Origin of the sequence: Amycolatopsis nigrescens CSC17Ta-90, assembly GCF_000384315.1 — a bacterium.
Classification (GTDB): domain Bacteria; phylum Actinomycetota; class Actinomycetes; order Mycobacteriales; family Pseudonocardiaceae; genus Amycolatopsis; species Amycolatopsis nigrescens.
In genome coordinates, this window is record NZ_ARVW01000001.1 from 5,231,184 (window position 1) to 5,243,787 (window position 12,604).

General features: G+C 70.5%; 11 protein-coding genes. 10 read left to right on the plus strand and 1 reads right to left on the minus strand.

The window, feature by feature from the left end; translation table 11 throughout:
- Nucleotides 1-12: 12 nt before the first annotated feature.
- The 10 genes from AMYNI_RS0124870 to AMYNI_RS48365 all read left to right on the plus strand — a co-directional run bounded on the left by AMYNI_RS0124870 (nucleotide 13) and on the right by AMYNI_RS48365 (nucleotide 12,143).
- Nucleotides 13-1,182, plus strand: coding sequence for a kynureninase (locus AMYNI_RS0124870; protein WP_020670779.1), 1,170 nt, complete (start codon nucleotides 13-15; stop codon nucleotides 1,180-1,182).
- Nucleotides 1,183-1,285: 103 nt separating this feature from the next.
- Nucleotides 1,286-2,014 carry a DUF2786 domain-containing protein gene (locus AMYNI_RS0124875; RefSeq protein WP_020670780.1) on the plus strand — a complete coding sequence of 243 codons (729 nt, stop codon included), beginning with the start codon at nucleotides 1,286-1,288 and terminating at the stop codon, nucleotides 2,012-2,014.
- 215 nt (nucleotides 2,015-2,229) lie between these two features.
- Complete coding sequence (locus AMYNI_RS49810) at nucleotides 2,230-5,214, plus strand: SUMF1/EgtB/PvdO family nonheme iron enzyme (protein WP_020670781.1); 2,985 nt, start codon at nucleotides 2,230-2,232, stop codon at nucleotides 5,212-5,214.
- A gap of 13 nt (nucleotides 5,215-5,227) precedes the next feature.
- The gene (locus AMYNI_RS0124885) at nucleotides 5,228-5,521 is read left to right on the plus strand and encodes a MoaD/ThiS family protein (RefSeq protein ID WP_026360893.1); all 294 of its coding nucleotides are present in this window, start codon (nucleotides 5,228-5,230) and stop codon (nucleotides 5,519-5,521) included.
- 2 nt (nucleotides 5,522-5,523) lie between these two features.
- The gene (locus AMYNI_RS0124890) at nucleotides 5,524-6,426 is read left to right on the plus strand and encodes a class I fructose-bisphosphate aldolase (RefSeq protein ID WP_020670783.1); all 903 of its coding nucleotides are present in this window, start codon (nucleotides 5,524-5,526) and stop codon (nucleotides 6,424-6,426) included.
- Between the two features lie 93 nt (nucleotides 6,427-6,519).
- The gene (locus AMYNI_RS0124895) at nucleotides 6,520-7,884 is read left to right on the plus strand and encodes a glycosyltransferase (RefSeq protein WP_020670784.1); all 1,365 of its coding nucleotides are present in this window, start codon (nucleotides 6,520-6,522) and stop codon (nucleotides 7,882-7,884) included.
- 119 nt (nucleotides 7,885-8,003) lie between these two features.
- Nucleotides 8,004-9,254 carry an ROK family transcriptional regulator gene (locus AMYNI_RS45325; RefSeq protein WP_020670785.1) on the plus strand — a complete coding sequence of 417 codons (1,251 nt, stop codon included), beginning with the start codon at nucleotides 8,004-8,006 and terminating at the stop codon, nucleotides 9,252-9,254.
- A gap of 217 nt (nucleotides 9,255-9,471) precedes the next feature.
- Nucleotides 9,472-9,645, plus strand: coding sequence for a lasso RiPP family leader peptide-containing protein (locus tag AMYNI_RS49220; RefSeq protein WP_020670786.1), 174 nt, complete (start codon nucleotides 9,472-9,474; stop codon nucleotides 9,643-9,645).
- 15 nt (nucleotides 9,646-9,660) lie between these two features.
- Nucleotides 9,661-11,493 (plus strand): albusnodin/ikarugamycin family macrolactam cyclase, encoded by a 1,833-nt coding sequence (locus AMYNI_RS45330; RefSeq protein ID WP_020670787.1) that lies wholly within the window; start codon nucleotides 9,661-9,663, stop codon nucleotides 11,491-11,493.
- A complete protein-coding gene (locus AMYNI_RS48365) occupies nucleotides 11,424-12,143 on the plus strand; it encodes a lasso peptide biosynthesis B2 protein (protein ID WP_020670788.1) in 720 nt (239 codons plus the stop codon). Before AMYNI_RS45330 ends, AMYNI_RS48365 begins: the two co-directional genes overlap by 70 nt.
- A gap of 52 nt (nucleotides 12,144-12,195) precedes the next feature.
- Here AMYNI_RS48365 and AMYNI_RS49225 read toward each other — a convergent pair whose 3' ends face one another.
- Nucleotides 12,196-12,339 carry a hypothetical protein gene (locus AMYNI_RS49225; protein WP_020670789.1) on the minus strand — a complete coding sequence of 48 codons (144 nt, stop codon included), beginning with the start codon at nucleotides 12,337-12,339 and terminating at the stop codon, nucleotides 12,196-12,198.
- Nucleotides 12,340-12,604: the final 265 nt, after the last annotated feature.

Consider the following 12,604-nt stretch of genomic DNA (forward strand, 5'->3'; position numbering starts at 1 on the left):
GAGCGGAGGGTCATGTCGCTGTCGGAACGAGCCGCCGAACTGGACGCCCTCGATCCCCTCGCCGGTAAGCGCGCCGAGTTCGACCTCGACCCCGAGCTGTCCTATTTGGACGGGAACTCGCTCGGCGCGCCGCCGAGGGTGGTCGCCGAGCGGGTGGCCGACGTGGTCCGGCGGCAGTGGGGCGGCAGGCTCATCCGGTCGTGGGGCGAGGGCTGGTGGGAGGCGCCGGAGCGGATCGGCGACCGGATCGCGCCGCTGGTCGGCGCGGCGCCGGGCCAGCTCGTGGTCGGCGACTCGACCAGCGTGAACCTGTTCAAGGTGCTGGCCGCGGCGGTCCGGCTGCGGCCAGGCCGGGACGAGATTCTGGTGGACGGCAACACTTTCCCCACCGACGGGTACGTCGCCGAAGGGGTGGCCGGGCTGACCGGGCACACCGTGCGCCGGGTGCCGGCCGGGGAACTGGCCGGTGCGGTGACCGAGCGGACGGCCGTCGCGCTGGTGAACCACGTGGACTACGTGACGGGCGCGCTGCACGATCTGCCTTCGATCACCGCGGCGCTGCACCGCTCCGGCGCGCTGGCGGTCTGGGACCTGTGCCACAGCGTGGGCGCGGTGCCGTCGTACCTGGACGAGGCCGGGGTGGACCTGGCCGTCGGCTGCACCTACAAGTTCCTCAACGGTGGCCCCGGTTCGCCCGCTTTCGTCTACGTGGCAAGGAAATGGCAGGACGACTTCGCGCAGCCGCTGCCCGGCTGGGCCGGTCACCGCGAGCCGTTCGCGATGAGTGCGGACTACACCGGCGGCCAGGGGATCACCAAGGTGCGCACCGGCACCCCGGACATCCTGTCCATGCTGGCACTTGACGCCGCGCTGGACGTGTGGGAAACCGGCACGTTGGCGGAGGTCCGGCGAAAAGCGCTGGCGCTGGGTGATTTCTTTCTGTCCTGTTTGGACGAACTGGTGCCGGGTGTGCGGGTGCTGACGCCGCGCGACCACGCCCGCGGCAACCAGATCTCGGTGGCCTGGCCGGACGCGGAGCGGGCGACGGCGGCGTTGATCGACCGTGGAGTCATCGGGGATTTCCGCCCTCCCAACGTAATGCGGTTCGGCCTCGCGGCTATGTACACCCGGTACTCCGACGTGCTGCGGGCGGCGGAAGGGCTTCGTGAACTCACTCGATAGTGGGTGATCCGGGCCGGCCGGGACCCGGGAGGCGCCTTTCTGTCGGAGTCCGTCCGTAGGCTCGGCGGCAAAGATCAGTCACATTCGCGGAGACGGGGGACCCATGCCCGATCAGGACGCACTGCTCGCCAGGGTGCGAAAACTACTGGCCAAAGCGGAGGATCCGGCCGTCACCGAAGCGGAGGCCGAGCTCTACAACACCAAGGCGGCCGAGCTGATCGCGCGGCACGGCATCGACAACGCGATGCTGGCCGCGGAAGACCGCGACGCGGACGAGATCACCAGCGTGCGGATTTCGGTGGAGAACCCGTACAGCCGGGACAAGGCGAGCCTGCTCGCCAAGGTCGCCCACCCGCTCCGGTGCCGCGCGATCTTCCTGCGAGCTGGCAATTTCGTCTACGCGGTGACCGTGTTCGGTTTCCGTTCCGACCTCGAGCGGGCCCAGCTGCTGTACACGAGCCTGCTGCTGCAGGCGACCACCCAGCTCGGCCGGGTGCGGCCCGAGGTGCCGTGGCAGTCGGTCGCCGCGTACCGGCGGACCTGGCTGCACGGTTTCGCCACCGCGGTACAGCAGCGGCTGACCAGTGCCGAGCAGCGGGCCGCCGTGGAGCACGGCAGTACCACCACCGCCGGCCGGTCCACCGAGCTGGTGCTGCGCGACCGGGTGGACATGGTCGATGAGGCGTACCAACAGGAATACGGGGACCTGCACGTCATGCGCCGTCGGCGGCTCTCCGGCGGCGGCTACCTCGACGGCCATCTCGCGGGCAGGCGGGCCGATCTCGGCGCGACCCCCGTTTCCGCTGCGCGTCCCGGGCTGCACATCACCTGAATGCGCCCGCGCACATGCATTTTCACGAACATCCGGACGAAATGGGGCATTCGAAAGTCGCGGACGCGGGAATCCCGGGGCCCGTTCGGCCGCTGGTGCGGGATAGCTCGGTGCACATAAAGTAGTAGCTTGCTTTCGGACCGTTCTCAGCCAGGGGAGCGCCATGAACGTGCAGCGACGGCATCGGGATCCACGTTTCGCGGGGGCAGCCTGAGATGGCGCGGCGGGGGGCCTCCGACTGGGATCGGTACTGCGAGTACTTCTACCTGGCCGGCGATCTCGGCCTGTCGCTGGACATCAGCAGAGTGCGTTTCGACGAAGGCTTTCTCGCGAAGATGGCCGCCCCGATGGCCGGTGCGTTCGACGCGATGGCGGCACTGGAGGCGGGCGCGTCGGCCAACCGCGACGAAGACAGGATGGTCGGCCACTACTGGCTTCGCGACCCGGGGCTGGCGCCGGACGAGGTGATCGGGGCCGAGATCCGCGCCGCGCAGCTGGCCGTGATCCGCTTCGCTGGCCAGATCCGTCGTGGTGAAATCGTTTGCGCGCACGGGTCCTGCACCGACTTCGTGCACGTCGGCATCGGCGGGTCCGCGGTCGGCCCGCAGCTCCTGCACGAGGCATGGCACGGCGCCACCGACCCGATCGCCGTGCACTTCCTGGACAACTCCGACCCGGACGGGTTGGAACGGCTGCTCGACCGGCTGCACGGCAGGCTCGGGCGGACCCTGGTCTCGGTGGTGTCCAAGTCCGGGGTCACGCCGACGCCTTGGCACGTGCTGCTCGAGCTCGAGGCCGCCTACCGCCGGGCGGGCCTCGACTTCGCCCGGCACGCGGTGGCCACCACGGTCGAGGGCGGCAAGCTGGACCGCCGGGCCGTCGAACAGGGCTGGCTGGCCAGGTTTCCGCTCTGGGACTGGGTAGGCGGTCGCACTTCGGTCACCTCGGCGGTCGGGCTGCTGCCCGCCGCGATGCTCGGCGCGGACGTCGGCGCGTTCCTCGACGGTGCGGCGGCGATGGACCGGCACACCAGGATCCGCTCGGTGCGGCAGAACCCGGCCGCGCTGCTCGCGCTGATGTGGCACTGGCTCGGCGAGGGCCGCGGCGAGAAGAACATGGTGCTGCTGCCGTACCAGGACCGGCTGGCCGGCCTGCCGCGGTGGGTGCAGCAGCTGGTGATGGAGTCGCTGGGCAAACGCCTCGACCGGGCGGGCCGCACCGTGCATCAGGGCCTCACCGTCTACGGGTACAAGGGATCCAGCGACCAGCACGCCTATCTGCAGCAGCTGCGCGACGGGACCGCGGACAGCTTCATCACCTTCGTCCGGGTACAGCGGGAAAGGCGTGACTGCCCGGCCGAACTCGAAACCGGTAGCACCCTCGGTGACCACCTGTTCGGCGGTATGGAGGGCACCCGCGAGGCGCTCAGCGAACGTGGTCGCGACTCGATCACGGTGACCGTTCCGGACAGCGGCGCGCGTTCGCTGGGTGCGCTCGTCGCGCTCTACGAACGGGCGGTCGGGCTGTACGCCGAGCTGATCGACGTGAACGCCTACCACCAGCCGGGGGTCGACAAGTACGCCGCGGAGCCGGTGCCGGCCCTGCGGCGGCAGGTGCTGGACCGGCTGGCCGCCGAGGACTCCGCGCGGACCGCCGGGGAGCTGGCAGACGCGATCGGGCAGCCCGCGCGGGTGGAGCTGGTCTACAAGCTGCTCGTCCGGTTGGCCGCGAACGAGGACCGGGTGGTGGCAGTGCCGGCGGGCGGCGGCAACCCGCGGGACGCCCGGTTCGAGTACCGCATGAACAACACAGACAAGGGCGGGCCGGAGGAGCTGAACCGGATCCTGTTGCCGGCCGAGCTGTACGAGTGCCTGATAGACAGCGTCATCCGGCGCTACCCGCGGAAGTCCTTCGGTTACCTCGCCTCGCCGCGGGCGGTGGACGCGCCGACGGAGTTCGTGCTGTTCGAGGAGAACATCCGCAACGACGAGGCATGGCGCGACGAGTTCGAGTCGCGAGGCCGCTACTTCGTCGACCATCCGGACGCCGGGTTCGTGGCCACCCCGGCCGAGTCCTGGCGGGTGCAGAAGTACCTGCGGAAGCGGAACCTGGCCGAGGTCGCCCTGTTCCACACCCACCGGCGGCATCCAGGCGGGTTTTCCGAGATCGACTACGACCTGCATCTCGGCCGATTCCGGCACAGCTGGCACCTGATCATCTCGCTGCGCAACGTGCGGCAGCCGCAGGCGCGGGCGTTCGCGGTGTCCGAGCACGGGGTCCGCGAACTGCACGTGCAGATCGGCAGGGGCGGTGACCGCCGCCGGCCGCGGCAGGCCAAGGACCGCGTGATCGAGGAGGCGCGCGAGGTGCTCGCGCTGGACAGGGCCGGCTTCCCGGTCTGCGACGACTCCGGCCGCATCTTCGCCGCGCTGCGGGCGCTGGAGCGGGCCGAAGATCAAGGGCCGTTCCAGGAGCTGGTCGCCGAAGGGTTCCTGGCCGGGGCCGACGAGCGCTACCACCGGTTCGTCGAGCGAGACATGCGCGAACTGGGCGGCCGCGCGTTCCTGATGGGCACCGACCCCGCCGACGCCCGGCACTTCTGCGGCGAAACCCCTTGCCACCACGTCGAACTGTCCCGTTTCCTGCTGTCCGCGGTCGCGGTCACCAACGAGCTGTTCGCGCTGTTCGAACCCGGCAGGCTGGAGCTGTCCGGGCAGGGTGCGGTGGTGCCCGCGGTGGACGTCACCTGGTTCGACGCCGCGGTGTTCGCCAGGTGGATGGGCTGCCGGCTGCCCACCGAGGCGGAGTGGGAGTTCGCCTGCGGGGCCGGCGGCGACGGGCAGTGGTGCTGTCCGGAGGAAGAACTCGGCCGGTATGCCTGGTACAGCGAGAACTCCGAACGGTACGCGCATCCGGTCGGCACCAAGCAGGCCAACTCGCTCGGCCTGTTCGACCTGCACGGCAACGTCTGGGAATGGTGCCAGGACGACTATCTCGCGGACTTCTACGCCAGGTCGCCGAGCCGCGACCCGGTGGCCGGCACCGAGGCCACCGAGCACACCGAGACGCACAAGGTCTCACGCGGCGGCGGCTTCCTGGCCCTCACCGAAATGTGCCGGACCCGGTACCGGCTGCACGATCCGGCCGACTACTCCGCGCCGGACCTCGGATTCCGCTTGGCCCGCGGCAGGTTCGACTGAAAGGCAGGTGCACGTGGTCACCTTCACCCTGGCGGCTTCACTCGCCGGTTTTCTGCCCGAACGGGAAAGAGCCGGGATGCCGGCGCACTGCTCGCTGACCATCGACGCGAACAACTGGCCCGAAGCGGTGGCTCAACTCCGAAGCCGGTGTGAGCGTCTCGGTGAGCACGTCTTCGATGGGGCGGGGCGGCTGCGCCCCGGTTTCCTGGTCGCGGTCAACGATGTGGTGGCCTCGCGCCGGGAAGGACCGGGCCGGCTCCGGCCCGGCGACGAACTGTTCCTGTTCGCGCAGATCGCGGGCGGTTAGCGATGCCACCGTCGCTGCACGGGCTCGGCCTCGGCACCGGGAAGAAGGCCAGGCTGCACCGGATCCTCTACCAGCACGGCGCCGGGAACGGCACCGGCCTGTTCCTGCCGTACGACCACGGCCTGGAGCACGGCCCGCGCGACTTCTTCGTGAACCAGGACGCGGCCGACCCGGCTTACCTGGTGCGGCTCGCCGTCGAGGGCGGGTTCAACGGGGTGGTGCTGCAGATCGGCAACGCCAGGAAGTTCTACTGGGAGTTCGCCGGTGAGGTGCCGCTGGTGCTCAAGCTGAACGGCAAGACCGAGCTGCCGCCGGACGGCGATCCGATCTCCCCGCTGAACGCCACCGTGGCCGACGCCGTGGCGCTCGGTGCCGACGCGGTCGGCTACACGCTCTACGTCGGCTCGCCCCGGCAGGCCGAGGACTTCGTGCAGTTCCGCGGCGTTCGCGGGGACGCGGAGCGCTACGGCATGCCGGTGATCGTGTGGGCCTATCCGCGTGGTTCCGCGGTCGCCGCGAAAGGTGGCCGTGACTCCTTCTACGCGGTGGACTACGCCGCCCGTGTCGCCGCCGAACTCGGCGCGGACGTGGTGAAGCTGACCTGGCCGGTCTCGCGGACCGAACAGGTCCGGCCCGAATACGAAAGGGACTTCACCGAGCAGCAGATGCTGCCGGCGTTGGTCCGCTCGGCCGGGCGGGCGCTGGTGCTGCTTTCCGGCGGTGCGAAAACGGATCTCGACGAGGTCTTCGACCGGGCGAAGCAGGCGATGGATGCCGGTGCCGCCGGGCTCATCTTCGGCCGCAACATCTGGCAGTGGCCGCACGACGAGTCCTTGCGCATCGCGGCGGAGCTGCGTGCCCTGCTCGCTCAATACCCGGCGGCCCGAGGCGAGCGCGGGAACTGACAGCGCGGGAACTGACACTGCCCGGGCGGCTGGGGTCGCCGAATCATGCGAAGGTATCCGCGACTCTGCGCACGAGGAAGCTGCGAGGACGTGATGGACGTGGTGGGTACCGGGTTCCCAGTCAGCCTGGTCGAGGTGGAGACCGCGCCGGGGGTCACCGTCGGCGCCGGGCCGGCGGGCCTGGCAGGGTCGGTGCGGGAGCGGCTCGGTGCCGCCAGGATCCGGCACGTGAGCAGTACCGCGACCGGTGGCGGGGTGGCGGAACTGCTGCGCGGCTCGATCGGCCGTCAGCGGTTGCTCGGCCTGCCGGCGGACTGGCTGGTCGCGGATGAGGCACCGGAGTTCTTCCAGCTCACCAAACGGATCCACCACGGCCTGCACGGCAGGCACAGCGCGGGCGGGTTCACCGCCGCCGACCGCGAGTTCTACCGCGCGGTGACCGAGCGGGCCGCCCGGCGGCTGCTCGCCGTGCTGGGCCCCGAAGACCTGGTGGTGCTGCACGATCCGCAGACCCTCGGCACCGCCGGGCACCTGCTGGCCGCGGGGCGGCGGGTGGCTTGGCGATGCCATATCGGCACCTGGTCGGACAGCCCGGCGGCCGAGGAGACCTGGGAGCTGCTGCGGCCCTACGCCGAACGGGTGCCGCAGTGCGTTTTCACCATGAAGGAGTACGTGCCCTCGTATCTCTCACCCGCACAGGTGGTCGTCATCCGCCCGTCGATCGATCCCTTCGCGGCGAAGAACCGCGAGCTGGCGCCGTCCCGGCAGCAGGAACTGCTCGCCGCCGTGGGGCTGACCGCGCCAGGGGCCGCCGGGAACCCGGTAGGAAGTACGCTGCAGAGCGACTTCCTGCCGTCCGATGCACCGGCCGTGGTGCAGGTGTCGCGGTGGGATCCGCTGAAGGACATGGGCGGGGTGCTGCGTGCCTTCGCCGATCACGTCGCACCGGTGACCGGCGCGCATCTCCTGCTGGCCGGGCCGGATCCGGCGGACATCCCGGACGACCCGGAAGGTGCGCGAATCTTCGCCGAGGTGCGGCGTCAGCGTGAGCTGCTGCCCGAGGACATCCGCCGCCGGGTACACCTGATCGTGTTGTCCCTCGGCGATTTCGAGCTCAACGGCCTGGTGGTCAACGCCATTCAGCGCCGTGCCACCGTCGTGGTGCAGAAGAGCCTGGAAGAGGGTTTCGGCCTGACCGCGACCGAAGCGATGTGGAAGGCGCGGCCGATCGTTGCCGCGCGGACGGGCGGGTTGACCGCGCAGCTCACCGATCAGGTGCACGGGTTGCTGGTGGAGCCGGCGGACCTGGCCGGTTTCGGCGCCGCGGTGACCGGGCTGCTCACCGACCCGGCGACCGCGGCCAGGCTCGGCGCGGCCGCGCGGGAAAGGTGCGAGGCGGAGTTCCTCGCCGACCGCGAGCTCGCGGACTACCTGCGGCTATATCTGTCGATGCTTTGATGGCCTGATCGGGTGACATTGTTTTCATTAGCGGGAAACCGTTGCAAATCAGAAACAATCGGTCTCACTGAATGCGGTCCGGCTTAAATTTGAAGAAATCGCGTGCTAATCTTCTTCGCATGCTCGAAGCGCGTGATCTGCTCGGTCCCGCCACCGGGACCCGTGAGCTGAACCGCAAGAAAATGATCATCGAGATCATGATCAAGGCGGACCGGCAGTCGCGGATCGCCCGGCGCAGCGGACTGTCCCAGGCATCGGTCTCCACCGCCGTGCAGGAACTGGCGGAGGCGGGCATCGTCGAGGCGGAGAAGGGCACCGAGGTCAGGGGGCGCGGCCGCAGTGCGCAGGTGCGGCTGCGGCCGGTCCGCGGGGTGGCGGTCGGGGTGGACCTCAGCCACGACCACGTGACCGTGGTGGCCAGGCGGGTGGACCAGCACTTCGACCGGATCCGGGTGCAGCAGCGCCAGGACGGCGCGCACGGCGGGCTGCGGCGGCTGCTGCCGTCGATCGTCGGCATGATCGGCGACGCGGTGGAGGAAACCGGGCAGACGCTGGACGACGTGGTCGCCGCCGGTATCTCGGTGCCCCGGATGATCGACCCGAGGACCGGCCGGTTCACCACCCCGGTGCTGCCGCCGTGGACCGAGCACGACCAGCCCGCTGAAGAACTGGGCCGGTTGCTTGGCGTGCACTTCGCGATCGACAACGACGCGAACCTCGGCGCGATGGCCGAGCAGACCTACGGGATGGACGAGCCCGCGGAGACCGTGGTCTACGTGAAGGCCACCACCGGCGTCGGCGTCGGCATCATGATCGGCGACAAGCTGCTGCGCGGGCAGCGCGGCATGGCTGGCGAGATCGGCCACCTCACCATGGACCGCTACGGCGAGGTGTGCCAGTGCGGCGGGCGCGGCTGCCTGGACAGCATCGTGGGCGCGGAGTCGCTGATCGCCGAGGTCCGGCAGGCGCTGCGCGGCAACACCATCGACGTGCCGGTCACGCTGGCTTCGCTGATCGAGAAGGCGCACGCGGGAGACGCCGTGTGCGCGCGGGTGCTCAAGGACGCCGGCCGCACGATCGGGCTGGCGCTGGCCCAGTTGTGCAATCTGTTCAACCCGCACCTGGTGGTGCTCGGTGGTGAGCTGGCCACCGGCCGCGAGCTGATCCTCGGTCCGTGCCGGCAGGAGCTGCAGCGGTACGCGCTGGCCGGGGCGGTGAACCCGGCGGAGGGGTTCGTGCTGCGGCTCAGCCAGCTCGGCGCGCTGGCCGAGGCGCAGGGCGCGCTGATCCTCGGCCTCCGTTCCTGCCACGGCGACGAGGGCGGCCGAACGGTCAACAGGGCCGTGGGCAGCGGCGTCTCATCGAGTTGAAGCGGCCATCCGCGTTTTCCCGCCGGACATTGTTCGAATAGATAGAGACGTGACGAATCCGAATAAACTTCGGCGGCACTTCTCGAATGCCGCATTTGGTGGCGCTTCGCCACGCCGGAAAGCGGTACGCTAGGGTTTCGCTCTCCTGCCGCGGTGAGCACCGCAAATCGCGCGGCGGCCCGGTAGCATGACGACCATCGACCTTTGAGGCGCAGCCATGAACTTTGCCCAGGTACTCCAGGACAAGCCGGTCAGGCCGCATGCGATTACCGCGGGGGACGAGCCCGACTACGAATCGCCGTTGCTGATCGACCTCGGGCATGTCCGGGACGTCACCCTCGGCAGTTCGTCCAGCGGCAGCGCCGACGCGAATTCGCAGTACTACTGGTGAGACCGGCCGGATCCGGTGAAACCCGAGTCGTGGTCGGCCGGACTGGCCGGTGTGTTCCCGTCCACCGCCGAGCTGCGAAGCTGGGGCGGCGGCCATCCCGGTGAAATCCGCGGGCTGCGCTGCGGCGGAGCGCGGCTGATCGTGCTCGGGCAGTGCCTGGTGGACGAGTGGCGGCTGCGCGCCGACTTCCTGCGGGCACTGGAAACCGGCAGGCTGGAGACGCTGACCGAATGGCCGGGCAGCTATCTCACCCTGGTGTTCCGGGACCGGGAGCTCACCGCGTTCGTCGACCTGGCCGGCCAGTTTCCGTTGTACTACCGGCAAACTGCCGGCCGCACCGCGTTCGGCACCCAGGCCGCGGCCACCGCCGCGGCGGCCGGGGTGCCGCGGCGGCCGGATACGCGGGTGCTCGCCGCCAATATCGTCTGCCCGGATGTGCCCGCCCTGACCGGCGACCGGTCGGTGCTCGACGGGGTGCGCCGGCTCGGCGGCGGCCAGGCGATCAGGGTGACCGAGTCGGGGCGCTGCACCGTGTGGACCTACCAGCCGCTCCGGCCCGACCCGGCCGCTTCTTTAGCCGAAGCAGGGGAAGAACTTCGCGCGTCGCTGGACGACGCCGTCCGGGCCAGGACCGCGATGGGCACCCGGCTGACCGCGGACTTCAGCGGTGGGCTGGATTCCAGCTCGCTGGCCTTTCTCGCGGCCGGGCACCTGGCGGCTCCGCTGCCGGTGTGCACCTACCACCATCCGGGGGCCCCGGCCGCCGACCTGGAGCACGCCGAGCGGTTCGCGTCGCTGGACCGGCGGCTGCGCCGGCATCTGGTGCTCGGCACCGAACAAACGCTGAGCTATCAGGATCTCGGCCGGGTGCCCGCCGGTGACGGGCCAGACCCGGCCGCGGTGGCGGTGGCCCGGTCGCGGCTGCGGCTGGACGCAGCGGCCGGGCTCGGCGCCGGGGTGCACCTCGGCGGTGAAGGTGCGGACGCCCTGCTCGTCGCCCCGCCCGGCTATCTCGCCGATCTGCCCCGGCGTGCCGAGTTGGGCAGGCACTGCCGGGTGCTTGCCGGGCAGCGGCACGAGTCGCCGGCCGCCGTGTTCGCCAAGGCCGTCCGGCTTTCCCGGACCTCGTACACCAAGGCATTGCGTGGGCTCGCCGGCACACTGGCCGCGCCGGCCGAACGGGATCGGCGCTGGCTGGACGCGATCGCCTGGTGGCCGGAACCCGGCGTGGAGGCGACCTGGCTGACCCGGCGGACGCGGGTCGAACTGGCCGGGCTCGCCGAGAGCGCGAACCCGGATCTCACCGACGGACTCGGCGTCGGGGATTTCGCGGCACTGGGTGAACTCCGCGCTTCGGCCACCGTGCAACGACATCTGATCGAGACCGCCAGGCCATACCGGGTCTGGCCGCACGCGCCCTTTCTGGACAACGACGTCGTGCGCGCCTGCCTGCGGGTGCCGGCGCACCGGCGCGCGGAACCCGGCGGCTACAAGCCGTTGCTCGGGAGGGCACTGGCCGGGCTGGTACCGGCGCCGGTGCTGGCCCGGCGCACCAAGGGCGACTACGCGGCCGAGGAATACCGGGGCGCGCGGCGGAACGCGGCCGGGCTGCGGGCGCTGATCACCGGTTCCCGGCTGGCCGGGCTCGGCGTGCTCGAACCGGCGGCGGTGCTCGCCTCGCTCGAACGCGGGCTGGCCGGCGGCCGGGCGCCGTTTCCCGCGCTGAACCGGCTGATCGCCACCGAACTCTGGCTGCACACCTTCGAGGAGAACGATCCATGGCCGGTCTGCGCATCCCCGCCCACGTACACGTCAGCGCCGGAGCGCACGGCGGTACCGTGCTGCTGAACTGGCGCTCCGGCCAGTGGTACGCGCTGAACGCCACGGCGTTCGCGCTCTGGCGGGAGTGGCATCGCACCGGCGATTTCGAGGACGCGGTGCGCACCGTGTCCCTGGGATACCGGCCGGAGCACGCCGCGCGGCTGCGGGCCGACGCCGAGCGGCTGCTGGCGGAACTGGTGGCCCGTGGCCTGATCAGCGAAGGGGCCGCCGACGTGTCCCCGGCGATCCCTTGGGGCGTACCGGAAATCCCCGTCTCACGGGACGGGGTGCCGTCCGGGTGGCGGTTGCGGCTCGCCGCGTGCACCGGGTTTCTGCTCACCATGGTGGTGCTGCGGCTGCCGTTCCGCCGGACCGTGCGGTTCGTGTCGTGGCTCGGCCGCGTGCGGTGCCGGGAGACGGCGACCGTCGCGCAACTGAGGGCCACGCTGGCCGCGGTGGACGCGGTGGCCCGGCGTTATCCCGGCCGGGCCGCCTGCCTGGAACTGTCCGTGGCCGCGGTGGTCACGATGGCGCTGCTCCGGCGGCGGGCCGGCTGGGCGGTGGGCATCGCGGACGATCCGTACCGCTTCCACGCCTGGGTCGAAGCCGGCGGCTGCCCGGTGCTGCGTCCCGGCGAGCCGCGGGCCGGACACTTCCGCCGCGTGCTGGTGTTCTGAACCGCGGTCGTGACGAAGGACGCCTCGAACCCCCGAGGCGTCCTTCACCGGGTCAGCCGAGCAGTGCGTCGAGCAACGGCGGCTCCGCGGACTTCAGCACGAACAGGACCAAGATGACCACTACCACGGCGATCTGGGCGTGCCGGAATCTGACCGGGAGTGTGCAGTCGGCGCAGACCCTGATCTCGAAACCCACGAGTTTCTCCTTTCGGGTTTTCCTTGCGATGCTTCGAGTTTGTCCCCTTTCCTGGTGTCCCGCAACGCCGTCGAGAGCGCGGAACAGCCCGCTGAACACGCTGTTTCCGCCGATCTTCTTGAATCTTCGGACCTGCCGGAATTCGAACTGAACTCCGGGCCGGGAAAACCGGCGTTCCCGGTACGGAATTGAACCGGGAACGAGGAATCCGGGGTGGCTTTCGCGGTCACCGCGGCACCGGGCGGACGGCGGTGGCCGTCGTGCC